The organism is Desulfocurvibacter africanus subsp. africanus DSM 2603, assembly GCF_000422545.1.
GTDB lineage: Bacteria > Desulfobacterota > Desulfovibrionia > Desulfovibrionales > Desulfovibrionaceae > Desulfocurvibacter > Desulfocurvibacter africanus.
The window spans coordinates 227,905-250,989 of sequence record NZ_KE383873.1; the positions used below are offsets into that span (position 1 = coordinate 227,905).

General features: G+C 59.2%; 20 protein-coding genes. 12 read left to right on the top strand and 8 right to left on the bottom strand.

Annotated features, from left to right (window positions below):
• Window positions 1-207 (bottom strand): FG-GAP-like repeat-containing protein (locus H585_RS23395; RefSeq protein ID WP_027368965.1); only part of this gene is annotated, 207 nt, incomplete at its 3' end.
• Between the two features lie 706 nt (window positions 208-913).
• Between H585_RS23395 and H585_RS0118780 the strand changes: the two genes are divergently transcribed.
• Window positions 914-2,869 (top strand): methyl-accepting chemotaxis protein, encoded by a 1,956-nt coding sequence (locus tag H585_RS0118780; protein WP_027368966.1) that lies wholly within the window; start codon window positions 914-916, stop codon window positions 2,867-2,869.
• A gap of 17 nt (window positions 2,870-2,886) precedes the next feature.
• Window positions 2,887-3,393, top strand: coding sequence for a chemotaxis protein CheW (locus H585_RS0118785; RefSeq protein ID WP_027368967.1), 507 nt, complete (start codon window positions 2,887-2,889; stop codon window positions 3,391-3,393).
• A gap of 45 nt (window positions 3,394-3,438) precedes the next feature.
• On the opposite strand, the gene H585_RS0118790 is transcribed toward H585_RS0118785, so the two are convergent.
• Entirely contained in the window at window positions 3,439-3,768 is a 330-nt protein-coding gene (locus tag H585_RS0118790) for a VanZ family protein (protein WP_027368968.1), read from the bottom strand.
• Window positions 3,769-4,136: 368 nt separating this feature from the next.
• Between H585_RS0118790 and H585_RS0118795 the strand changes: the two genes are divergently transcribed.
• A complete protein-coding gene (locus H585_RS0118795) occupies window positions 4,137-4,826 on the top strand; it encodes an NAD(P)-binding domain-containing protein (protein ID WP_244432639.1) in 690 nt (229 codons plus the stop codon).
• A gap of 19 nt (window positions 4,827-4,845) precedes the next feature.
• Here H585_RS0118795 and H585_RS21780 read toward each other — a convergent pair whose 3' ends face one another.
• Both H585_RS21780 and H585_RS0118815 read right to left on the bottom strand, forming a co-directional pair.
• Window positions 4,846-5,277 carry a helix-turn-helix domain-containing protein gene (locus tag H585_RS21780; protein ID WP_051183208.1) on the bottom strand — a complete coding sequence of 144 codons (432 nt, stop codon included), beginning with the start codon at window positions 5,275-5,277 and terminating at the stop codon, window positions 4,846-4,848.
• 583 nt (window positions 5,278-5,860) lie between these two features.
• Window positions 5,861-9,124, bottom strand: a complete 3,264-nt coding sequence (locus tag H585_RS0118815) for a PAS domain S-box protein (protein WP_027368970.1) — start codon at window positions 9,122-9,124, stop codon at window positions 5,861-5,863.
• A gap of 872 nt (window positions 9,125-9,996) precedes the next feature.
• Between H585_RS0118815 and H585_RS22765 the strand changes: the two genes are divergently transcribed.
• From H585_RS22765 to H585_RS0118845, 6 genes are all read left to right on the top strand, one after another.
• Window positions 9,997-10,101 carry a phage tail assembly chaperone gene (locus H585_RS22765; protein WP_102046967.1) on the top strand — a complete coding sequence of 35 codons (105 nt, stop codon included), beginning with the start codon at window positions 9,997-9,999 and terminating at the stop codon, window positions 10,099-10,101.
• Window positions 10,102-10,282: 181 nt separating this feature from the next.
• Complete coding sequence (locus H585_RS21785; RefSeq protein WP_272941438.1) at window positions 10,283-10,687, top strand: LexA family protein; 405 nt, start codon at window positions 10,283-10,285, stop codon at window positions 10,685-10,687.
• On the top strand, window positions 10,665-11,930 hold the full coding sequence (locus H585_RS0118830) for a Y-family DNA polymerase (protein ID WP_027368972.1): 1,266 nt from the start codon (window positions 10,665-10,667) through the stop codon (window positions 11,928-11,930). Before H585_RS21785 ends, H585_RS0118830 begins: the two co-directional genes overlap by 23 nt.
• Window positions 11,931-11,973: 43 nt before the next feature.
• The gene (locus tag H585_RS22935) at window positions 11,974-12,099 is read left to right on the top strand and encodes a BrnT family toxin (protein WP_014260566.1); all 126 of its coding nucleotides are present in this window, start codon (window positions 11,974-11,976) and stop codon (window positions 12,097-12,099) included.
• Between the two features lie 87 nt (window positions 12,100-12,186).
• Window positions 12,187-12,531: a BrnA antitoxin family protein gene (locus tag H585_RS23165; protein ID WP_244432641.1), complete on the top strand. Its 345-nt coding sequence runs from the start codon at window positions 12,187-12,189 to the stop codon at window positions 12,529-12,531.
• Window positions 12,532-12,794: 263 nt separating this feature from the next.
• Complete coding sequence (locus tag H585_RS0118845) at window positions 12,795-13,088, top strand: DUF1540 domain-containing protein (RefSeq protein WP_014260568.1); 294 nt, start codon at window positions 12,795-12,797, stop codon at window positions 13,086-13,088.
• A gap of 187 nt (window positions 13,089-13,275) precedes the next feature.
• Here the strand turns inward: H585_RS0118845 and H585_RS23325 are convergent, their stop codons facing one another.
• The 4 genes from H585_RS23325 to H585_RS23990 form a co-directional block, all read right to left on the bottom strand.
• The gene (locus H585_RS23325) at window positions 13,276-13,440 is read right to left on the bottom strand and encodes a hypothetical protein (protein ID WP_154658863.1); all 165 of its coding nucleotides are present in this window, start codon (window positions 13,438-13,440) and stop codon (window positions 13,276-13,278) included.
• A gap of 297 nt (window positions 13,441-13,737) precedes the next feature.
• Entirely contained in the window at window positions 13,738-14,280 is a 543-nt protein-coding gene (locus tag H585_RS0118855) for a chemotaxis protein CheW (protein ID WP_027368973.1), read from the bottom strand.
• Between the two features lie 147 nt (window positions 14,281-14,427).
• Window positions 14,428-16,485, bottom strand: coding sequence for a methyl-accepting chemotaxis protein (locus tag H585_RS0118860; protein WP_027368974.1), 2,058 nt, complete (start codon window positions 16,483-16,485; stop codon window positions 14,428-14,430).
• A 379-nt stretch (window positions 16,486-16,864) separates the two neighbouring features.
• The gene (locus tag H585_RS23990) at window positions 16,865-17,179 is read right to left on the bottom strand and encodes a hypothetical protein (RefSeq protein WP_138708216.1); all 315 of its coding nucleotides are present in this window, start codon (window positions 17,177-17,179) and stop codon (window positions 16,865-16,867) included.
• 293 nt (window positions 17,180-17,472) lie between these two features.
• Here H585_RS23990 and H585_RS0118870 point away from each other — a divergent pair, with 293 nt between their 5' ends.
• The 3 genes from H585_RS0118870 to H585_RS0118880 all read left to right on the top strand — a co-directional run bounded on the left by H585_RS0118870 (window position 17,473) and on the right by H585_RS0118880 (window position 23,064).
• Window positions 17,473-19,782, top strand: a complete 2,310-nt coding sequence (locus H585_RS0118870; RefSeq protein WP_027368975.1) for a methyl-accepting chemotaxis protein — start codon at window positions 17,473-17,475, stop codon at window positions 19,780-19,782.
• 397 nt (window positions 19,783-20,179) lie between these two features.
• On the top strand, window positions 20,180-22,753 hold the full coding sequence (locus tag H585_RS0118875; RefSeq protein ID WP_027368976.1) for a heavy metal translocating P-type ATPase: 2,574 nt from the start codon (window positions 20,180-20,182) through the stop codon (window positions 22,751-22,753).
• An 11-nt stretch (window positions 22,754-22,764) separates the two neighbouring features.
• On the top strand, window positions 22,765-23,064 hold the full coding sequence (locus H585_RS0118880) for a cysteine-rich small domain-containing protein (protein ID WP_027368977.1): 300 nt from the start codon (window positions 22,765-22,767) through the stop codon (window positions 23,062-23,064).
• Window positions 23,065-23,085: the final 21 nt, after the last annotated feature.

The window sequence follows — 23,085 nt, forward strand, 5'->3', positions numbered from 1 at the left end:
CGAGGCCGAGAGCACGTCCAGGTCGCCGTCGCCGTCCAGGTCCGCGGCATGCACAGAGTTGGCGCCGAGCGCGTCGGTGCTGATGATTTGTTGCGGGCCGAAGGCAACGGCTGTGGCGGCTTCGAGCCTTGCCTCGGGGCGCAGGCCGAGCAGCACGATGAAAACGAGCGCGAGCAGGCGCACGCGGGTGGGCATTCTTGCGTCCATGAATGAGACTCCAAAGGGTTCCCGACAAATGCTTAAAATATAAGGCTTATAGGTTAGCACATCGGATCAGCCCCGTAAAGCTAGAAGAAGTTATCTTAACTGTATCGAGTGCATGGAACGGAACGCGCGTCGTGTATGCGTTCGGCGCATGGATGCGTGGCCTGTGTCGTTCATCGGCGGCCCTGCGCATGGGCAGTGGCCCGCAGATCCACCGGCATGCGCGCAGCCTGCTTCAAACCTCGCCTGAAACGGCGCGGCATAGCCACCCCTACCAGAAAGACGGCGTGAGGCTCGGCGCATGCGTCCGCGCCCCTTGCCCTGGTCGGCCATCGATCGGCGGCTATGTTATTCAGGTTCGTCTTTTGTTGAATGGTTTGTCTATGCGCCTAAGCATAATGCACTAAAAAAAGATGCAGTAGTCAAAAACGTATCTTAATTATAGTGGTGTCATTTGTTTTGTTAATGCCTTGTCTATATTTTGGTTGATTTGAAGATGTATAATAATTTCTCGTGTGACATAAAGATCGTTTCTGAATGTGCCGATAACGATATGGAGTCTATTCGTCCTGGTTGGTAGAGTCTAGGAGGGGCTAATTTTTGCATATTGCTAGTTATCACCGTTAACAACAAGACCAGTAGTGTTGGAAAATTCAATAAATGTAGTTGGATAATGGTTCCGAGGAACGCATTGAGTAGGAGGCTTGTTGTGAGGAATTTGGGGATCGGGTCAAAGCTGGCATTATCCATAGGTGGTGTTTTGCTGGCCGTTTGCCTTGGGTTGAGTTTCATTTCTTACCAGTATGCCTCGGGAGCTTTGACGGAGAATGTCGAGGAGTACGTCGCAAATAAAGCTGCCGATGCAGCCAAGCTCGTCGCTAACAAGGTGCGATTCTACCAATTCGCGGTCGAAGCAATCGCCAACCGCAATGTGATCAAAAGCATGGACTGGGAATCACAGTCTCCTGCATTAATTCATGATCGCGACCATTATGGATTCGTCCGGGTCGGTGTGGGGACACTGGAAGGCGATATCCGCTTCAGCGAAGGCGCGCCCCTCAATATAAGAGACCAAGACTCTTTCAAACTGGCTGTTAGAGGGGAGACTTCGATTTCCGATATTCTCGTTGATCGAAAAGATGGCTCTATTTATTGCCTGGTCGTTACGCCAATCAAACAAGATGGCAAAATCTCTGGTGTCATTGCGGGTATCATAGACGGCTTAGAGATCGTCAGAACCGTTACAAGCATCAAGGTCGGTGCATCAGGCAACTCATTCATGATCAACAAGGATGGTACCACGGTCGCCCATGACAATCTCGATCTCGTCAGGCAGGGCGATAATGACTTTGTCAGTTTTAAGACCGACCCGGCTCTTGCCTCGTTGGTGGCGCTTGAGCGCCGGATGGTTGCTGGCGAGCAAGGCATTGGAGAGTACGATTACAAAGGAGTTCGGAAGTTCCTCGGATATGCCCCAGTGGAGAGCACTGGCTGGAGTATCGCAGTCGCGGCAAAGTTCGACGATGTGTTTGCAGGGCTGAAGCAACTCTTCAAGGCTATCGGTATCGCCACGGCTGTCATACTGCTTGCCGGCATTGGCATGGCCGTACTCATCGGGAGAACTCTGACGAGACCCATCATCAGGAGTGTTGAATTTGCCCAAGCCATGGCCAACGGCGATTTTACCAACCAATTGGATATCAACAAGCGCGATGAAATTGGAAAGCTCGCCCAGGCTCTCAATGATATGATGAACAAGCTGCGTGAAATAGTTGCGGAGGTTAAAGCCGCATCCGACAACGTAGCTTCGGGCAGTGAGGAACTCTCGGCATCCTCTGAATCCTTGTCGCAAGGCGCGACCGAGCAGGCCGCAAGCGTGGAGGAGGTCTCCTCCTCAATGGAAGAGATGGCCGCGAATATCCGTCAGAACGCGGATAACGCCCAGCAGACTGAAAGAATCGCCCTCAAGGCCGCTACCGACACGAGAGAAGGTGGCCAAGCCGTGGATCAGACAGTGGGGGCAATGAAGGAGATCGCCGAGAAGATTTCCATCATCGAGGAGATCGCCCGCCAGACGAATCTTTTGGCCCTCAATGCCGCCATCGAGGCGGCCAGGGCAGGCGAGCACGGCAAGGGCTTCGCCGTAGTGGCCGCAGAAGTGCGCAAGCTTGCCGAGCGAAGCGGTGCGGCGGCCGGAGAGATCAGCGACTTGTCGGCCACGAGCGTGGGAATCGCCGAAAAGGCTGGCGAGATGCTCCGGAGGATTGTTCCCGACATCCAGAAAACCGCCGAACTCGTGCAGGAGATCGCAGCCGCCAGCCACGAGCAGACCTCTGGGGCCGAGCAGATCAACAAGGCCATTCAGCAACTCGATAAGGTAGTGCAGCAAAACGCTGCAGCCGCCGAGGAAATGTCTTCCACCAGCGAGGAACTCTCCAGTCAGGCCGAGCAGCTTCAGCAGACAATCGGCTTCTTCAAGCTCGATGACGGGCCCTTGCGCAATTCCCGACCGGTGGCCGCAAAGGCCGTAAATGCGACCAGAGCCAAGGCGCAGCCAGTCTTGCAGGGGGCATCTTATAATGTCGGTAGGCGCGGGAATAATGCCAAGCGCGTCAACCTCGACATGGCCACATCCAACTTGGATAATGAATTCGAACGCTTTTAACGTGTCGGGTGAACACCATGAGAGAGCAGACGACCACACAGACCTGTCAGTATCTGACGTTTACCCTGGGCTCTGAAATCTTCGCCCTGGATATAGACGCCGTGCGTGAAGTCCTCGAATTGAGGCCAGTTACCCGAATTCCGCGAATGCCCGATCATATGTGCGGAGTAATCAACCTGCGCGGGCAAGGCGTGCCGGTCATCGACCTGCGGCGAAAGTTTCGGCTCGAATGCGCCGAGACGACGGTGGACACCTGCATCATCATTGTGGAAACCAAGGGTCCTGAGGGTCAGGACAATATGGGAGTTCTCGTGGACTCGGTTCGTGAGGTACTGGAGATTCCTTCGGAATCGATCATGCCGGCCCCAAAGATGGGCGCCGTGGTGGATGCCGACTTCATCGAAGGGATCGGCCGCCAGGATGAGAGCTTCATGATCATCCTCAGAGCCGAGAGAATTGTATCGGACGAGATAGTTGAGCAAGTTTTGACGACAGCACAGGGTTCTGAAGCGCAGGTCGCATAGGTGCACCGCCTTGATAAGTAAAGCCCCGCTGTAGACAGCGGGGCTTTACTTGTTGAATCGCTTTGCAGCCCACGCCAGGCCTACTCCCGCCGCATTCGCCACTCCATCCCAGAAAGACGGCATGCGTCCAGGCACGAAACCCTGCAGAAATTCCATGGTGATGCCAAAGGCCAGGGTGAACAGGAGCGCCCGGCGTCGGCTGGCTGGGAATTCGAAGCTCAGGATTCCGAGCAGGCCGAGCCAGGCGTAGCCGAGAAGGTGATAGACCTTGTCGGCATTCCAGAACTCGACCGGAAACTCCGGCTGAGGTTGCAGGGATAGCCAGGCTGTGGCCGCGAGCGAAGCCAGCCAGGCGACGCGGAAGGAGGACCTCATGGCCTCGACTCGATGTCGGCCCGGCCGGGGACGGCAGTCGGATAGTCAGTAGGATTAAGCAGAGAAATGTGGCGCATGGATATGTATAACGCGCTTCAAGCGCAGATGCAAAGCAAATGCTAATTATTTGAGAGTAGAGCAAACCATAATATGTGCACCATGTCTGGTACATTAATGATGTGGCTATTTATGTATAATGTAAATAATATCAATAGTCTCTGTTAATACTTGCACCATTGATGAGCAATTGCACCAAAGGTGGTGCAGCTAAGTTTGAGCTGCTATCAGGATGAACGCCATTTATCTGGTTTTGCGTTATGGAATGCTCCTTGCCTTGGGGCGGCAGGAGAATAATCATGAACATATGCATGCTTGGAGATGGTTTCGAGACAGAGGACATCGCAAGACGACTACTCGCTGAAGACCATTGCATCTACCAGGACACAAATAATTCGGCGCTGCTTGGGCGGCTCGGCTTCCTTGGCAAGGTAAAAGGGATGGAAATCCAGGAAGCCCTTGAACAACTGGATGAGCCGAAGGTGGTCTGGAACACGGAGCTATCCGGGAGGCAGCTCAGCGCGCTCGTCGAGATCCTGCCGGCCGGTACGATCCTGGTGAACAGCCGCGCTCAGTATTTCGCGGACAACATACAACTCACTGCCCGGCTTGCCAAGAAAGGGGCGCACTACGTCGATGTCGGCCTCGCGATGGATGAATACCGCCTGGCGCTGTTCGTGGGCGGCGACAAGCAGGCCTTCCAGGATGTGGAGCCTTTGCTGGCGGCAATAGCGGGCGACGGCGGCTACTACCACTGCGGACCGGCAGGCGCTGGACATTTCCTGCGCTGCATGCAGCAGAAGTACGAAGCGAAGGTGCAATCAGCATTCAGCGGCATAGTAGAGGAAGTCAGGCAATCTCCGTTCAACGGTGAAATCGATGTCGAGGCGTTCGTCATCTTCGGCCACCTGTACTGCAAGAAGCAGCCGCTGCCGAACATGGTCTGGCAGTTTCTTCAGGCTCAGGCCCACAGCGCTCTGGTGGTTCATGGGCAGGGCTGATTTTGCACGCAAGGCTGGTTCAGAGGGGCCGGGCGCGGGTGTCGGAAGGCTCCTGTGCCTCGCCCTCGATCAGGATGGAGTCGCGGTCGAGCTCTGCATTCTGGCCGGTCAAACAGGCCGCGTCCTCGTCCTCATCGTCATCCAGAATGAGATGGTCCACGCGGACTTCCAGGGCTTTGGCCAGGCGTTTGAGGGTGCCCAGGCGCAGATTGCGGCCGGGCTGCTCCATGCGCTGGTAAGCCGGAATGGTGATGCCCAGGCGCGTTGCCATGTCCACCTGGGTCAAACCGCGATACTCGCGCCAGGCGCGCACGAGGCTCTTGCCCTCGGTAAGGCGTTCGACGACCTCATGCGGGTAGGTCGGCTCCTCTCCAGCGCGCAGGCGCTCCAGTTCCCGGTACTCTTCCACGGGCACGAGCACGTAGAGGGCCTTGCCCTCGTGCTCGACCACCTAGTGCTTAGTGGTAGATGCGTTCATCGCGCTTTTTGACCTCCTTGACGAGGATGATCCTGATGGACGTTCCGGCACTCGGGCCAATCGACCAACGTGGCCACCGCCGTGAGAATCTGGGTCTGGACTTGGGCGGGCAGCTTCAGGTGCTGCTTCAGGGCCTTCCTTGTCCACTCGATCTTCATGATGAAAGTCTATACACCCTAAAGGGTTTTAAGGGTCAAACGTGAAACAGCTTTTAGGGCTAATCGGGGCGCAGGTCAGGAGAGGTGGGTATTGCTGATCACTTGGGCCAGGAGCTGGGTGGGGAGGAGGAGTATCAGGAAAAGCAGAAGGATATACCGCTCCCCTGGAAATTGAAGCCACGAACAAGACGTACAGAAGCACGTGGGCCGGGTCTGGCCACTCAAGGGCGACAAAGAGGAGGTCGTGGTGACGATTCTGAAGCTTGTGCGGACCGAAGAGTTTCCGGCCAGGAAAGTCGGGGAATATGGGGGCGGATAAGGTGCTCATAGATAGATTTTGGCGAGTACGCATGCAAACGGTAATTCATGTCGATTGATTTTTATCCGTCCAATGGCTTTTACCGTCTTTTTTGGATGCGCTTCAGCACCCGCAGCAGATCCTCGGATGAGATCGGTTTGGCGAGGTAGTCGTCCATGCCGGCTTGCAAAAAACGGTTTCTATCACCCTGGAGTGCATAGGCAGTGAGTGCCACCACGCAGACCTTGGGATTGCCTGCCTCGCCTCGCCGAATCCGCTGCAGGACTTCCGTGCCCTCCATGTCCGGCAGGCGGATATCCAGGAGTACGCAGTCGTATTCAGACTGTCTCAGCTTCTCCAACCCTTCATGGCCGGTATCGGCTGTTTCGGTCCCGCATCCCTGCAAGGTCAGGAGTTCCTTCGCAACAATGCGGTTGATCGGGTTGTCTTCGATCACCAGCACACGCAACCGCTTGCTTTCTGCGGTTCCGCAGGTCTTCTCGATCGCTTCGACAAGCGGGGAATCACTGGCAAGCCCGAATGTCGCGGTAAATGTGAAGGTGCTCCCTTTGCCTTCTTCGCTTACGACCGAGATATCTCCTCCCATAAGGTTGACCAGGTTGCGCGAGATGGCCAAGCCGAGGCCCGTGCCGCCATACTTGCTGCTGTAGGATCGGCCCACCTGGGTGAAGTCATCGAAGATGGCGTTGTGCATGTCCTGAGGTATGCCAATACCCGTATCTTTGACTCTAAATCGGATTTGAACGGAATCCGTGGCGAAAGGGTGGGGGATACGCATGACTGAAAGATTCACTTCGCCCTTTTCCGTGAACTTAACCGCGTTGCCGACGAGATTGGTGACGACTTGCCTGAAGCGGCCCTGATCACCGACCAAGTGTTCAGGCACGGATTGATCAACGACAAGCGAGCATTGCAGGCCCTTGCGTTCAGCGACCATGCACACAGGGTAGAATGTACTGTCCAAAGCCTCTCGTAGATTAAAGACTTTTTTCTCCAGCTCTACCTTACCGGCTTCGATCTTGGCGAGGTCCAAGAGGTCGTTGATAATGTCCAGGAGCATTCTTCCGGAATCTTTTGCCAGGCGGAGAAAGTCATGGGTCTTGGGGTCCGCACAGCTCATGCCGGCCAGTTCGATCATGCCCAGCACGCCGTTGAGCGGCGTGCGGAGCTCGTGCGACATATTGGCCAGGAACTCGGTTTTGGCCCTGTTCGCCGCCTCCGCTTCCTCCCGGGCCTGTTTGTGGCCCTCCTCGGCCCGGCGCCTCTTCAGATGGGCAAGCATGCCTTCGAGAAGCAGGATAACCTGAGTGATGTCACTTTGATCGTAATCATCCGGCTTGTTCGCCACCACGGCTATGAAGGTTACCTTCCCGGATTCGAGAAGCGGCACGGCAAGCAGGCGAGTAATAGGCACATGGCCTGGGGGCAGGCCTTTCTTGGCCGGATGCTCGGCCGAATAATCGTTGATGATGGACGGCTTCGCCTGACGCAAGCAATTGCTCCACAGGCCAGCTCTATCCAGAGCGAATGATTCAGGGAGGATTTTGACGTCGCAGTGCTCCATCGTCCCAATGGAGCACTTGGGAAACGTCATGAAGCCGTTGTCCCTGTGCACCGCTCCAAGAAATCCGAAACGGCTTCCGGTTAGCCTGATAGATGTCTCCAGAATGAAGCCCAGAATTTCGTCCTCGGTCGATTCCGTCATCTGGCTTAGCCGCAGGAGCGTTTCGAGCCGATCCTGCTGGAGCTGCATGCTAGCCTCAGCCTGCTTGTGCTCGGTTATGTCATGGGCAATGGAGAGCACCGTCTCCACCTGGCCATCTTGACCAAATTCAGGCACGAGCCAGCAGTGGAGTATTCTTTGGCCCGATGGGTTCAGGTATGAGAGATCAATCTCTTTGGGCACGCCGGTCTCGAAGATTTCGCGAAGGGTGTCCTCGAACGCGGAACTGTTTACAGGCAAGCCCGTCGTCTCGCTGGGCGTCTTGTTAAGGCTGCACTCATGGCGGGCTCCGGTCACTCTTTCGAAGGCCGGGTTGATGTAGATCCTGCGCAGCTTCCGATCGAATCGTACGATGCTGTCGGGAGAGTGCTCCACCAGCGAGCGGTAATCCGCTTCACGTTTGCGTAGTTCACTCTCGCGCTTTTTGAGCAGGGTGATGTCTTTGGACACGCTGAGCAAACAGGGTTGGCCCGCGATCTCAAGAATCTCCGTCGAAAGTAGCACTGTCCGTGCTTTCCCGGCTTTTGTACGGCGCTTGCTGACGAAGTTACGAAGGCTCCCTTTGTCTTTTAGCTTGTCTATGACTTGTTGCCTATCTTCCGGGGCTCGCCATACTCCCAGGTCGAGGCTGCTCTTTCCTATAACTTCATCTCGCGAAAAGCCGCTTGTCCTTGTGAAAGCATCGTTGACCTCGATATACCTTCCATCTTCAAGAGTGCTGATGCTTATAGGGTCTGGGCAGGACGAGAATATCTTCCGGAATTTCTCTTCGCTTTCCCGTAGTGAGGCCTCTGCCTTCATTCGATCCGTTATATTGAAGGCGACCCCGATAATACCGGTGGCTTGACCATGCTCGTCGCGCGTCTGCTCAAGAGCGATATCCCACCAGGTTATTTCGCCATGCACTCTTATAGGCGCTTCAAGCCTTGCGGATCGACCCGTCTCGATCACGGTGCGGGCGATGGATTCCTGGATGTCATCCTCGCCCTGCTTGAACAGGTCCTGTAGTCTGTGACCAATGATTTCATCGGGGGACAGGCCGAAAGGGTGATTGTAGATCCAAGTGAAACGCAAATCGCGATCCTTGGCAAAAACCACGGCAGGTGAATGGAGGAGGGCGATTTGAAATCGCTCTTCGCTCTCGCGCAAGGCCTTCTCTGTGCGCTTTATACCCGTTATGTCCCTGACCAGCCCGACAGCACCGGTTATGTCTCCCCGTTCATCTCTAACCGGGTTGGCTCGGTACTCTCGCCAACGCAGCTCGCTCGTTTTCAAATGTCGGATGCGTTCCTCGCCCTGGACTGCCTGGCCTTTGAGAGCGAGTCGCAGCGGGGCTTCCTCAAGTGATCGGGGCGTGCCATCGGGGTTGAGGATTTCAAGTTGCGCGTTCACATCGTCCAGAGGACGGAACAGATCGCTGGTTTCAAGCCCCAGTTCGGTCCTGGCGGCTTTATTCAGAAGTTTGAGGTTGGCCTCTGCATCGCAGAACCATATCTCATCGCTCAAGGATTCTATTAGCGCCGTCAGCAGATTGCGGTCGCAGGCAAGTGCTTCAGCACGGGCCCGCTCTACCTCCAGTTCCATCCTTAGTTGCTCGTAGGATTCCCTGCTGACTTGCATGCACCCCTCCCATGTATCGCAGAGGTCGGTTGAATGGTGGCATTGGAAAACAGGTTTATTAGATCAAGAGTCTTCGGATAATCAATGCTCTTGATGCTATTCCATGAGTGAGATCGCGGACGGTGAATTGGCCGCCGTGGAATTGGCCGCCGTGGAAGTGGCCGGCCTGCTCTCCATCTGGCGCTTCCATTCTGCTTTGCCACGAGCGGCCAGCTCTTGCTGCGCGCGGATTACCCGGAGATATGGGCGCGGGCGCAACCTGGGGCCGTTTCGGAGGCGGCGTGGCCTGCAGCCAAGCAAGGCTGCTTCAGTGTCGGCGACGGCGTGACTACTTTCCGCGCGCCACTCATCAACGCGGAGTTGTTCGCGCGTTGGATCGCGGGCGGGAGGTTGATGTTGGGCGCATACATGGATTGGTGCAGGGACGCCAGAACTTGGCGCATGTCCACGGTATAGAGCATTTTGCTTTTGAAATGCTCTGCAAGCCATGCGTCGGCATGACTTGCCGCCTCGTAGGCGTAGGCGCAATTCACTTGCGCCGTCAACGCCGGAGCGGGCGTCTTAAAAGCAGTCTGCTCTAAATAATCCTGGTCACACGCACGTCGTTTATCAAGGCTGGGGCACAGGCAGCACCGCTTACCCAAATGTTGATTATGACGGCAACCAAATGAACGCGGCACAGACGACGACAGCCTCCCTAACCGGCATTACAATTCAATTTTCTGGATCGATAGAAGCGCGTCCGCGCAACATCGCCTATCCCGTGTGGATCAATTACGCATGATGAGCCGATATGCACGCATACAAATACGATCAAACGACGCGAGAGTTCCTTGGCGCTTGCCTCTGGTGGCTAATCCGCGCAGGCTTGGCTGGACTATCGGCAAGCCTTGCGGGACATGCCGGGGCAGGAGGGGGTTCCGTGGAGTGGAGCGGATGATCCGGCTGTGCCGTGGCCGGAGCCGATGGTAGAGTAAGGAGCAAAAGGCCTCGGAGTGATTCGGGGCCTATTAGATTTTTATGCTGCTGTTCTAATCTGCCTGTCAATACATCTACGCTTGACGTTTTTCACGCCTGCAGCGTACATGCTTGCGTGAGGTGTCAAGCATGGCTGCAATATTACGCTTTGAACGGACAACTGATCTACCTCTTCCGCTCATGCTGTGCCGCGTACAAGCCGGATTCCCTTCGCCGGCAGACGACTACGTGGAGCAGTCGCTCGATTTAAATGAGCATCTCGTACGCAATCCGCCTGCCACATACTTTGTACGCGCCTCCGGAGACTCTATGGAGGGAGTCGGTATCCGCCCAGGCGATCTGCTTGTGGTGGATCGCTCCATTGATCCGCGCCCTGGCTTAATCGTCATCGCTTCGGTGCAGGGCGAGTACACGGTCAAGACCCTGGAACGCCGCGCTGATCGACTGTGGCTGGCTCCGGCCAATCCCAGATATACGGCCATCGAGGTCACGTCGGACTCTGACCTGGAAATCTGGGGCGTGGTGACGCACGTCATTCACCGCACCATGCCGGAGGGCGGTCATGCCCGTGTACGCCCTGGCTGATTGCAACAGCTTCTACGCGAGTTGCGAGAAGGCCTTCAATCCGCAACTCAAGAACCGGCCCGTAGCCGTGCTCTCCAACAATGACGGCTGCGTGGTGTCCCGTTCGGCCGAGGCCAAAAAGCTGGGCATCCCTATGGGCGCACCGGCCTTCAAGCACGAGGCGTTGTTCAAAGCCAACAACGTGGCCGTGTTCAGCTCGAATTACGCGCTTTACGGTGATATGTCGGCTCGGGTCATGCGCACCATGGCCGACATGGTGCCGGCCTGCGAGGTATACTCGATTGATGAAGCCTTCCTGCGGCTGGACGGTCTGCGCGGCGACATGACCGCCATTTGCGGCAAGATCCGTGAGCGGGTGCTGCGCTGGACTGGCATCCCGATATCCATCGGCATCGGCGAAACCAAGACGCTGGCCAAGGCAGCCAACAAGTTGGCTAAGCAGAGCAACGGAATCTTCGATCTGCGCGGGCCGGACGCGGACGAGTGGCTGGCCAGTCTCGACGTGGGAGACGTGTGGGGCGTCGGGCCCCAGTATGCCAAGCTGCTGCAAAGCAGGCGCATCCACACGGCCCTGGACCTCAAGCGCGCCGACCGCGTTTGGATTCGCAAACACATGACCGTGCAGGGCCTGCAAACGGTGCTTGAACTGAACGGTCAGCCGTGCATCCCCATGGAGCAGGCGCCACCGCCAAAGAAGGCCATTTGCTGCTCGCGGAGTTTCGGAGCCTACGTGCGCAGCCTGGAGGGGCTGCGCGAAGCCGTGGCTAGCTATGCTACACGCGCGGCCGAGAAGTTGCGCGGGCAGGATTCGGTGTGCAGCATCGTGCAGGTCTTCATCCGCACTAACCCTTTCAAGCCCGAGCATCGCCAACATGCCGAGTTGGCCCAGGCCACTCTACCCGTTGCCTCGGACTACACGCCGGACCTGCTGCGGGCTGCCTTGGGCATTCTGGAGCGCCTGTTCCGGACTGGCCACGCCTACCAGAAGGCCGGCGTGCTCCTGGCCGGCATCGAGCCAAAAGGCAGTCGGCAACTCTCACTTATCGCGCCACAGCCAGCAGATGAATCCAAACGCGGCAAGGCCATGGCCGTGCTCGATGCGGCCAACCGCAGGTATGGACGGGGTGCGCTGGCTTATGCGGCCGGAGGAATCGAGCCGGAGTGGGGCATGAAGAGAGAGAAGCTGTCGCCAGCGTACACGACGAGGTGGGATCAGTTGTTGGAGGTCAGGGGGGGGAGATGAAGGTCCTTTTTGCGTAATGACAAATTGTAAGCACATATCACCCATGCGTTACGAGTGGGACCAGAACAAGCGCGGCAACCTTGAAAAGCACGGAATCGACTTTCTGGACGCCATCGAGGTGCTTGAGGGCTCGCCGCTCATGCGCGAGGATGACCGGAGCGACTACTGAGAGCGCCGCTACGTGGCCATGGGCGAACGCGCCGGCCGTGTCCCATAATTTCGGTCCGCAAGACCAACGCAAGGGAAGTATGTCTCTATGTCTCGCAAGGCTGATGTGGTCAGGATGACCTCGGAAGAGGCCCGGCGAATCCGCTCGGAAACCGATGAGGCGCGAGTCGAGGCCATACGCGACGAGGAGATCACTAGGCGCGCCCAGGAAGATCCGGACAACCCGCCTGTGGACGAGGAGTTCCTGGCTGGCGACTGGGAACGCACGGATCTGCGGCAAGCCAAGAAGCCCGTGACCATCCGCCTCGATTCCGAGGTAATCGACTGGTTCAAGCGCGGCGATCGGTGCGGCCTATCAGACGCGTATCAACAAGGTGCTGCTGGCCTACGTGCGGCACCAGAAGGTGCGCCGGGAAAAGGCTGGGAGGGGTAGGGAGACCGAGCGCGACCCGCCCGACCCGTCTGTCCGCGAGGCGCACCTTGATGCCGCGGGAGTGGTGGAGCGCGCTGGTCAGCACCTGGCCGATGGTCCCGGCTCCTTAATCCCGCCTGCCTGACCTGATCCTCGCCGACCCTCTCCTCATGCCTCCCTCGCTCCTTGCCCGGAAGGCGGGGGTAATTTCGCACAGACTATTGTTTATTCCTCTTTGGGCTTGTTATGATTCAGCCATATTCACCTAAACAGGAGGCAAAACCATGGCCATGAAAATGCCAACCGTCCAGAAATGTTCCGTATCCGACTGCGCCTACAATACGGAGCAGGCGTGCCATGCCCTGGCGATCACCATCGGTGAGAAGCCGTCCGATCCCCTCTGCGACACCTTCTTCAGCTCCTCCAAGCATGGCGGCGTTAAGGAGGCAACGGCTGGAGTGGGCGCTTGCAAATCCTTCGACTGCAGCTTTAACCAGAATTACGAGTGCACGGCTTCCTCCATCCAGGTCGGGATGAAGCAAAGCCAACCGGATTGCCTGACGTTCCAGCGACGCTAGAGCAGATTGCTTTTAAGACGCCCGCTCCGGCGTTGACGGCGCAAGTGAATTGCGCCTACGCGGCGGCAAGCCATGCCGACGCATGGCTTACAGAGCATTTTCAAAAGCAAAATGCTCTAAAGGTCTCCGTGGTTCCGGGGGGAGGGTACATGGAGATCGGCAGGACACGTGGAGTCGCGCTGCGTCGTTAGCCATCCGGCAGGGACATGATCCGAGCGTTGCGAACGCCCAGTTGCGTGAGGACCTCACGGGCGTCCTTGGCAGCGGGCTTGGGGAGCAGGTGGATGAACTCGGCGCTGACCCGCTTGGCCTCGGCAGCGAAGGCCAGCAGTTGCTTGACAGTGTGGTCCATGCGCAGGCTGCAGCTGGTCTCGGCCTCGTAGATGAAGTTGGGGAGATGTCTTTCGAGATGGACGGCTTCCAGCCGAGCACATGGCCGAGGCCGGACACCTGGGTCGGAGGTGCCGCGGTGACTAGGCCCTGGGGCGAAGAGCAGCGACCCATGACCATAGCCGAGCGGCTCGCCGCGCTCGCGGATCTGGCCCGCTACCGCTCTTCGTCGTTTACAGCGGCAGGGGTACGGCTCTCCTGGTCTGGCCGTACCCCTGCCGCAATCAGGTCATTTCATATCAAACCTCAGGCTTTCCGGTTACGGCTGGACTTGCCTGACCCGAACCGCCGGCTTGATCACGATCTTCTCGGCAACACCTGGTGTGGGCACCTGGACCTGCTCCAGTTCCTCGCCGGAAAAGATCCGCTCGGCCTTGAGGATGATGGTGAAGCTATCACCCTGCTGGCCGATTCCCTCGATGCAGTCCATCTTCACTGCTGAGCCCATCTTCGGCGCAGGCATGATTTCGTCCGCGCCGATCTCCAGAACCTCGCGCACCGAGTCGGCCAGGGCGCCTATATTGAACCGCCCCTCGGGGCCGTCAACCTCCACGATGATGATGCACGTGTTCACCGAATCCTTGGCGCACTCCAGGCCGAATTTACGCCGCAGGTCGATCACCGGCACGCCCTGCCCGCGCAGGTTGATGACCCCGCGCAGGTAGTCGGGCATCCGCGGAATCCGGGTGATGGCCGTTAGCTCGAGGACTTCCTTCACCGCGGTGATGTCGAGGGCGAAGACCTCGCCGGCCAGAGTGAAAGTCAGGTACTGCCCGGCCGTATGCTTCACGTTCTCGCTCATTTGCATTCTCCTTGGCCAAACCTAAAGCATTTTGCATTTCAGACGCTCCCTTCGGCGTTGACGGCGGAATTACATTCCGCCTACGCCTGCGGGGCGGCAAGCCATGCCGACGCATGGCTTGCAGAGCATTTTCAAAAGCAAAATGCTCTAGAATCGCTCGAACTCGCTATCCTGGGCGGCCGAATCCAGATTCAAGTTGACCCGCTTTGCACCCCCGCCGTTTCCACCCCTAGCATTGGCTGTCGGGAGGGCCGGTTTGCGGTTCTGGGTGCTTCGGCCCGGGGTCAGGGCCTTGCGCGAACCGGCCGCGCTCTTCTCATCTGCTATTCTGAAGAAGCTGATTGTCTGCTGCAGCTGTTCGGCCTGGCTGGTGAGTTCCTCGCTCGTGGAGGCCGTCTCCTCGGCCCCAGAGGCGTTCTGCTGCACGACGTTGTCCAGTTGCTGTATGGCCTTGTTGATCTGCTCTGCACCCGAATTCTGCTCATTACTGGCCGCGGCGATCTCCTGCACGAGCTCGGCCGTTTTCTGGATGTCGGGCACGATCCTTGTCAGCATCTCGCCTGCCTTTTCAGCAATCTCCACGCTCGATCCGGACAATTCGCTGATCTCTCCGGCTGCCGCGCCGCTGCGTTCAGCAAGCTTGCGCACCTCTGCCGCAACCACGGCGAAGCCCTTGCCGTGCTCGCCTGCGCGGGCGGCCTCGATGGCGGCATTGAGCGCCAGCAGATTGGTCTGGCGGGCGATCTCCTCGATGATGGAGATCTTTTCGGCGATCTGCTTCATGGCGCCCACGGTCTGCTCCACGGCCTCGCCGCCCTTGCGGGCATCCGTGGCGACCTTGAGGGCGATCCTTTCGGTCTGTTGGGCATTGTCAGCGTTCTGGCGGATGTTGGCGCTCATCTGCTCCATGCTGGAGGAGATCTCCTCCACGCTGGCGGCCTGCTCGGTCGCGCCCTGGGACAGGGACTCGGAGGATGCCGAGAGCTCCTCGCTGCCTGATGCCACGTTGTCGGCCGCCCCGCGAACCTCGCGCACGACCTCTTGCAGCTGTTCGACCATGTTGTTTAGCGCCGAGGCCAGCACGCCGATCTCGTCCTTCTGCTCAATGCGCAGCTGGCGCGTGAAGTCGCCCCTGGACATGGCCTGGGCGAACTCAACTCCCTGGGCGACGGGTCGAGTGATGGCGCGGGTGAGCAGCAGCCCGAGGCTCAGGGCCAAAATGACGCCGATGAGCATGCCTGCGATGACCACGGTCTTGCCCAAGGCGGCTTTTGCTTCGGCGTCGAGCACGGATGCACGGGCCACGTTCTCGTTGATGGTCACCAGCTCGCTCAGGATGGCGAAGGTCTCGTTCATCTTTATGCGCCCGTCGCCAAGGGCGATGCCGGCCATCTCGACGAACACGCCTTGGGCGACCTGGGCCTCGGCCTGGATGTGCTCCAGTGTTCCGAATGTCTTCTGCGCGTTGGGGATCATGGCCTGCTGGAAGAGCGTCACTGCCTCGGCTTTCCTGCCCGCGGACACCGCGTGCTTACATTCGGCTGCTGCTTTGTGGAAGGCGTCGTGCGAGGCGCGGATGTCGGACAGGGCCTGCTTGATCCTCGGGTTGGTCGTCTTGTAGCCGGCCATCCAGCGGCCCAGGTTACAGGCCGTGGGGTCTTCGCCGCCTTGAAAGGTGCGGCCGGTGAGCAGGAGGTTGCCGACATCGGCCTCCAGCTTGTAGTGGTCGCCGCGAAACGTCTGCAGGCTGGCCATGAGCGCGTCGGGGTTGAGGATGCCCGTCTCCTGGAGTTTCTTGGAAACCTCCAGGGCCTTGTTGTTCAAGGCGGCCGCCGCCTGTACGACCGGCTTAAAGCGCTCCCAGGCCTCGGCCCCCTCCTTGGTCTGCGGCAAGGGCTCATAGATTTGCAGGGCTTTGGCGTATTCTTGGCGGGCTTGGTCAATGTTCTTGTATTGTCGCTGCCTGGCCTCGGCATCGATATATGGGCTAAGCAGCGTGCGCATGGCGAACTGGATTGTTGATATCTCGGATTGCACGCTTTTGAGGCTGGACACGCTGGGCAGGCGCGCCTCACCGATCTCTTGTACGTTGTCTCCCAGGTTGTCGGCCACGTAGAGCCCCACAAGGCCGATGAACAGCGCGATGGCCGCCGTGAGCGAGAACCCGCCGATGAGCTTGACGCCTAGCCGCATGTTCTTGAGCATGACTAGCTCCTCCATTTAAAGTGCCCAACGCACATTGATACGCGCTTGTTCAGCGAGACTGCTATGCGTTTACAACCCAGTGATCAGACCATGGAAGATGCCGTAAGAGTTCCATGGGCAGGCCATATAATAGGCATAAAATTACATATTTTTTAGCCAGTTTGGCTTTACAGCAATCTATATGCCGTTTTTTGCGATAGGCATGGTAGGCCTCAAATCGCGTGGGCAGGTAGCCGCAAAAAATAAAAGCCTCGGCTGTCTCCAGTCGGAGGCCTCGTATCTACGCGGGGCCGTCCGCTCCGAACAGGGCCATGGCGTCCCAACCGAAGCTCAATTCTCAGGCTTCCCGGTTCCGGCTGAGCGTTCCGGTCGCCTAGCTCTACTGCTCGGCCACTGCCGCGCACAGGCGTGCGAAATCGGGCAGGACCTCCTCGGTAAGTCCGTCGCGCATTTTGACCATCTGCAAGGCGCAGGACAGGAGCGTGGCCTTGACCGTCTGCTTCAGGCGCAGGGCGGCCGGTTTGGCCGGCAGGGAACTCGGGTGGCTGGGCAGCACGCAGCGCCTGGCGATGTGCGAAACGATGCCGCGTCTTTGCAAGTACTGCCGACACATGGGGTAGTCGCAGCCCTTGTCCGCCTGAATCTTCTCTGGACGCTTGCGGGGCCGTCCCCGCTTGCCGTCGATGGCCGGCATAGCATCAAAGGCCGGAGCAAATAGCATGCAGTAGGGGCGGCGTGCATGCTCGGCCTGCGTCGATGCCCATGGTTGCTGGCGTTGGTCGGGTGACATGAGGAAAAGGCGGGAACTGATCGATAAACAGAAATATGTGTTGGCTTTCGTCTGCAAAGAGAGAATCCGTTTTTCACGCCATTACGCTGAAAAAACCATTGCCTCACCATTAAGCTGGAGGTAACTCTTCCTCGATCCAACTTATGTTGCGCCAGCCTGCTGCGCGCTGCCAATGGTTCACGCCACGGAGATCACTCATGAAGATCCGCAGCATCACAGTGGAATTCTGTCTTGTCTCCTCCATCGTCGTGCTCGTGTGCATAGCGGCCATGGTCTTCTACATCAATGCCTCCACCTCTCGGATTATTACTGAGATTCAGCATAATGAGATGCAACAGATGAACGGGATGGCCTCCTCGGCACTGGATGATTACATATCCCGCTTCGATTCCCTGAGCAGTTTCCTTGCCCAGAGCCATACGATCATCAATAGCGCCTATTCCGTTTCGGACGATGGCCAGGATCTCCTGCGCCAGCAGTTCGCATTGCATCCGGAGCTTGTCTTTCTCTATATTTATGGTCCGGACGGGAATGTGACTCTCGGCCAAAGCCGGGGCGGCGAGTACGCGCCCGATGCGGAGCTTTTGTCGGCCTATCGGGGCCAGCTCAAGCAGAAGGGCGTGGAGCGCTTCATCTCCGGCCGCCCATTCCACGACAAAGCCACGGGCGCCATGGCCATGGCCGTTGCCAGGCCCCTGCACGATTTCATCGATGGCAGGTTGGTGGGCGGGCTGGTGCTCGGGGTTGATTTTTCCCGCTTCGTGCAGTCGTACATCGCCGACCTGCATATCGGCGGCAAGGGCTACGCCTACATGCTGGATGCAAGCGGAACCATCATAGCCCATCCGAACGAGAAGGTCCTGTTCACGCAGTCCGCTGTCTTCGACCAGCTCAAGGCCGCGGAGAGCGAGGGCAAAAATGCCTTCGAGTACTTCTACAAGGGCGATGACAAGGTCCAGCTCTTCGCACGCAATGCGACGACAGGCTGGTATATCAACATCACGGCCCTGCGAGATGAACTTTCCGCCCCGGCCCGGCGGCAGCAGGCAACGCTCGCCGCCATCGGTGCGCTCGCCATAATGCTTCTGGCCGGCGGGCTAGTTTTCGGCTTGCGGAAAATCATCACGGCGCCCATCGAGAGCCTCAAGAGCTATGCGGGCAAGCTGGCCCGCAGTGATTTCAACGCGACGCTCGAAGGTCGCTTCCGCCACGAAATGGCCGAGCTGGCCGAGGATCTGCGTGATACGTCGAGTCAATTGAAGAGGAAATTCGGCTTTGCCAAGGGCGTGCTCGACGGCATCACCTTCCCGTGCTTCGTGATTGACCACCGCAAACAGGTGACCTTCGTGAATGCGGATTTCCTGGCGCTCTTTGAGCGTCCGGGCAAGCCCGAGGACTGGTTGGGCAAGGCCCCCGGCGAACTCTGGCATGGCGACGCGTCGAAAGAAACCCAGGCCTGGCAGGCATTCACGGAGGATCGCCCGTTGCGGGAGGAGGCGCTCATTCGGCTTGCCGGCGGCGTCGAGGTATCGGTCAACATCAGCGCCACGCCCATCTATGACCTGGATGGAGTCAAAATCGGTGTCATTTGCCTGTGCTACGACCTGACCGCCATGCGTCAGGCCGAAGCCAGCATCACCAGCCAGAACACGGCCATCGCCGATGCCGCTGGCCGGGCCGACGAAATTTCCCAGCGTCTGTCCTCCGCCGCCGAGCAGCTGAGTGCCCAGGTGGAAACCTCGCGCCGGGGGGCCGAGATTCAAAGCGAGCGCGTGGCTGAAACGGCCACGGCCGTCGAGCAGATGAACGCCACGGTGCTCGACGTGGCGCGCAACGCCGCCAGCGCATCCCGCAAGGCCGGATTGGCCAACGAGAAGGCCGGCCAGGGAGCCGAGGTTGTCGCGCGCACCATGGAGGTCATGGAACGCATCAGGGCTCAGACCGAGGAGCTTCAGCGCAACATGGCCGTGCTGGGCGAACAGGCTCAAGGCATCGGCCAGGTCATGACGGTCATCGAGGATATCGCGGACCAGACCAACCTGCTGGCGCTCAACGCGGCCATCGAGGCGGCCAGGGCAGGCGAGGCCGGCCGGGGCTTCGCCGTGGTAGCCGACGAGGTGCGCAAGCTGGCCGAAAAAACCATGGACGCCACGCGCGAGGTGGGCGGGGTCATCGCCGCCATACAGCAAGGCGCCAGGCAGGCCGTGGAGTCCACGCGCAAGGCCGAGGAAACGGTCCGGCTCGGCGCGGACATGGCCGAGCGCTCAGGCCAGTCCCTGCACGAGATCATGGAGGTCATTGGCGGCACTGCCTCGGAAGTCGCCGGCATCGCCACTGCAGCCGAAGAACAGTCCGCCACCAGCGAGCAGATCAGCAGGGCCACGAGCGAAGTCAACCGCATTTCCAGCGAGACGGCGCAGGCCATGAACGACTCGGCCAATGCCGTGGACGAACTTGTGGCCCTGGCCCAGGGCCTGCGCCGACTCATCAGCGACATGGGTGCCTAGAGCATTTTGCTTTTGAAAATGCTCTGCAAGCCATGCGTCGGCATGGCTTGCCGCCGCGTAGGCGTAGGCGCAATTCACTTGCGCCGTCAACGCCGGAGCGGGCGTCTTAAAAGCAATCTGCTTTAAAGGTGAAGCCTGTCCGCAGAGGAGTATTCTTTGTCAGGAAGGTGCTCCTCCGTAATTATATGAAATTATTGTAGCTAAATATTCTAATGTGAGTTCTTACGCAATTTAAGCCAGTTACATAGATTTACTTTACGTTCCAGAAGGCCCGCCGGAATTCGCACTGCTTTCAGGGGTAGGCTTGGTTTGGCCGCTTGTGCTCGGGGCTTGCTTTTTCAGGAAGTTACCCTAATTTGGTATTATTCCTGACTGATCTCGACCCAAGAAGGCGACCATGAGCGAACATACCATACCACGCATGTCGTCCATCGACACACCCGAAGCTTCCAAGATCGATGGACCTAAGGCTGAGAAGGCCAAGCACGTCCAGGCCCAGGTCAAGGGCATGCACTGCGCGGCTTGCTCGGCGCGCATAGAGCGCACCGTGGGAGCCATGGACGGTGTCAGGGGCGTTTCCGTGAACCTGGCCGGCGAGACCATGGACGTGGATTTTGATCCGCATGTCGTGAGCTTCGACTCCATAGGCGAACGCATCAAGAAGCTGGGCTTCGAGGCCGTGCCACCACCGGAGTCTGCCGCCACGAGCGAGACTCTGCTGGAACTGGACATCGGCGGCATGCACTGCGCCTCGTGCTCATCGCGCATCGAGCGAGTAGTGGGTGCCATGGAGGGCGTGCGCAAGGCCGAGGTCAACCTGGCCACGGAGTCGGGCCTGTTCGAGTTCGATCCGGACGCGCTCAGCCCCAGGGCCATCCGCGAGGCCATCGGCAAGCTCGGCTTCACGGCCAAGGCGCGCACAAAGGCCGGCGAGGCTATGGCCGATCGCCAGCGCCTGGCCGAGGAGCGTTTGTCAGGTCTCAAGCGGCGGCTTATCCCGGCTTTCGCCTTCGCCTTGCCTGTGCTCGTGCTTTCCATGGGCCACATGGTCGGCATGCCCCTGCCGCACTGGCTGGATCCCATGCACGCGCCGCTCAATTTCGCCCTGGCTCAGCTTGCGCTGACTTTGCCCGTACTGTGGTCCGGCCGCGAGTTCTATACCATTGGCTTCCCCAACCTGCTGCGCGGCCAGCCCAACATGGACTCGCTCATCGCTGTGGGCACGGGCGCGGCCGTGGTCTATTCGGTCTGGAACACCATCGAAATCGGCCTGGGCGTGAATCCCATGGAAAGGGCCATGGACCTCTACTTCGAGGCCGCGGCCGTGCTTATCGCCCTGGTTTCTCTGGGCCGTTATTTCGAGGCCCGCGCCAAGCTGCGGACTTCGGACGCCATCCGCGCGCTCATGCAGCTTGCGCCGGATACGGCCACTTTGGTCACGGAGCAGGGCGTGCAGCCCATCCCGGTGGACGAGGTCGAGCGCGGCGATGTGCTGCTGGTGCGGCCCGGCGAGCGGCTGCCCGTGGACGGCGTGGTGGTCGAGGGCGAGTCGGGCGTGGACGAAGCCATGCTCACGGGCGAGCCCCTGCCCGTGACCAAGCGGCCCGGTGACGCCGTGACCGGCGGCACGCTCAACACAACGGGCGCGCTGACCATCAAGACCAGCCGCGTGGGCGCGGACACGACGCTCTCGCGCATCATCGACATGGTGCGCAAGGCCCAGGGCACCAAGGCGCCCATCGCCAACCTGGCCGACACCATCAGCTTTTATTTCGTGCCCGCGGTCATGAGCCTGGCCGTGCTGTCGGGCTTGGCCTGGTACTTCATCGGCGGAGCCGATTTCACCTTCGCCCTGCGTATTTTCATCGCCGTGCTGGTCATCGCCTGCCCCTGCGCCATGGGCCTGGCCACGCCGACCTCCATCATGGTCGGCACCGGGCGCGGCGCGCAACTGGGCGTGCTGGTCAAGGGCGGCGAAGCCCTGCAGACCGCCGAATCCATCGATGCCGTGGTTTTTGACAAGACCGGCACCCTGACCCACGGCAAACCCGAATTGACCGACCTGGAACCACTCACGGACGCTTTCGGCGACAGGCGACAATTGCTGTCCCTGGCCGCGGCGGCCGAGTCGGTCAGCGAGCACCCTCTGGCCGCGGCCGTGGTGCGCACGGCCGAGCGCGAGGGAATTTCTCTGCTCAAGCCAGAGAACTTCCAGGCCTTGGGCGGCCGAGGCATAACAGCCAGTGTGGACGGCCGGGCCGTGCTGTTGGGCAACCGCGAACTCATGGTCGAGCAGGACGTGCAGGATACGGATCCAGGCCGCAGCACGGCCATTGCGGCGAGCCTGTCCGCTCAGGGCAAGACCGCCCTGTACCTGGCCGTGGATGGAGGCCTGGCGGCGCTGCTGGCCGTGGCCGACACGCTCAAGGACGAGGCTCCGGCCGTGGTGGCCGAACTGCGCGCCATGGGCAAACAGGTGGTCATGATCACCGGCGATAATGAGGTCACGGCCAGGGCCGTGGCGGCCCAGGCCGGCGTGTCGGAAGTGCTGGCCCAGGTCCTGCCGGGCCGCAAGGCCGAGGAGGTGCGCAAGCTCCAGCAGCGCGGGCTCAGGGTGGCCATGATCGGCGATGGCATCAACGACGCTCCGGCCTTGGCCCAGGCCGATCTCGGCTTGGCCATGGGCACGGGCATCGACGTGGCCGTGGAGTCGGGCGACATGGTGCTCATGACCGGCAACCTGCGCGGCGTGCTCACTGCCTTGCGCCTTTCACGGGCGGTCATGGCCAACATCCGCCAGAACCTGTTCTGGGCCTTCGCCTACAACGTGGTGGGCATTCCCGTGGCCGCCGGCTTGCTCTACGCCCTTGGCGGGCCGACGCTTTCGCCCATGATCGCCGGAGCGGCCATGGCCATGAGCTCCGTATCCGTTGTCACCAATGCGCTGCGTTTGCGTTTTTTCAGAGGCTAGTCGGAAAAAACATGGAAAACAGCCACAGATTCTTTCGCAACGCGGAGTGCAAGTATTTCCCCTGCCACAAGGTGGACGACGACAGCGAGTTCAACTGCCTGTTCTGCTTTTGTCCCCTGTATTGCCTGGGCCCAAAATGCGGAGGTGATTTCGTCATGCGCGGGGGCGTCAAGGATTGCAGCAAGTGCCTCGTGCCCCACAGGCCCGAAGGCTACGATCACATCATGAAGAAACTTGGCGCATGGTTTGCGGAGTGCAGGAAGCGCGCGCAACAGGACGCTCAAGCCCCAGAAGCAGCGGATGGAGAATGAGCCTTCACAAAGCGGCGTCTT

What these genes read in the sequence shown, in the direction of transcription:
- H585_RS0118785 (WP_027368967.1), top strand. Translation starts at nt 2,887, where the DNA reads ATGAGAGAGCAGACGACCACACAGACCTGTCAGTATCTGACGTTTACC.
- H585_RS0118790 (WP_027368968.1), bottom strand. Translation starts at nt 3,768, where the DNA reads ATGAGGTCCTCCTTCCGCGTCGCCTGGCTGGCTTCGCTCGCGGCCACA.
- H585_RS0118795 (WP_244432639.1), top strand. Translation starts at nt 4,137, where the DNA reads ATGCTTGGAGATGGTTTCGAGACAGAGGACATCGCAAGACGACTACTC.
- H585_RS0118815 (WP_027368970.1), bottom strand. Translation starts at nt 9,124, where the DNA reads ATGCAAGTCAGCAGGGAATCCTACGAGCAACTAAGGATGGAACTGGAG.
- H585_RS21785 (WP_272941438.1), top strand. Translation starts at nt 10,283, where the DNA reads ATGCTGTGCCGCGTACAAGCCGGATTCCCTTCGCCGGCAGACGACTAC.
- H585_RS0118830 (WP_027368972.1), top strand. Translation starts at nt 10,665, where the DNA reads ATGCCCGTGTACGCCCTGGCTGATTGCAACAGCTTCTACGCGAGTTGC.
- H585_RS22935 (WP_014260566.1), top strand. Translation starts at nt 11,974, where the DNA reads ATGCGTTACGAGTGGGACCAGAACAAGCGCGGCAACCTTGAAAAGCAC.
- H585_RS23165 (WP_244432641.1), top strand. Translation starts at nt 12,187, where the DNA reads ATGTCTCGCAAGGCTGATGTGGTCAGGATGACCTCGGAAGAGGCCCGG.
- H585_RS0118845 (WP_014260568.1), top strand. Translation starts at nt 12,795, where the DNA reads ATGGCCATGAAAATGCCAACCGTCCAGAAATGTTCCGTATCCGACTGC.
- H585_RS23325 (WP_154658863.1), bottom strand. Translation starts at nt 13,440, where the DNA reads ATGGACCACACTGTCAAGCAACTGCTGGCCTTCGCTGCCGAGGCCAAG.
- H585_RS0118855 (WP_027368973.1), bottom strand. Translation starts at nt 14,280, where the DNA reads ATGAGCGAGAACGTGAAGCATACGGCCGGGCAGTACCTGACTTTCACT.
- H585_RS0118860 (WP_027368974.1), bottom strand. Translation starts at nt 16,485, where the DNA reads ATGCTCAAGAACATGCGGCTAGGCGTCAAGCTCATCGGCGGGTTCTCG.
- H585_RS23990 (WP_138708216.1), bottom strand. Translation starts at nt 17,179, where the DNA reads ATGCCGGCCATCGACGGCAAGCGGGGACGGCCCCGCAAGCGTCCAGAG.
- H585_RS0118870 (WP_027368975.1), top strand. Translation starts at nt 17,473, where the DNA reads ATGAAGATCCGCAGCATCACAGTGGAATTCTGTCTTGTCTCCTCCATC.
- H585_RS0118875 (WP_027368976.1), top strand. Translation starts at nt 20,180, where the DNA reads ATGAGCGAACATACCATACCACGCATGTCGTCCATCGACACACCCGAA.
- H585_RS0118880 (WP_027368977.1), top strand. Translation starts at nt 22,765, where the DNA reads ATGGAAAACAGCCACAGATTCTTTCGCAACGCGGAGTGCAAGTATTTC.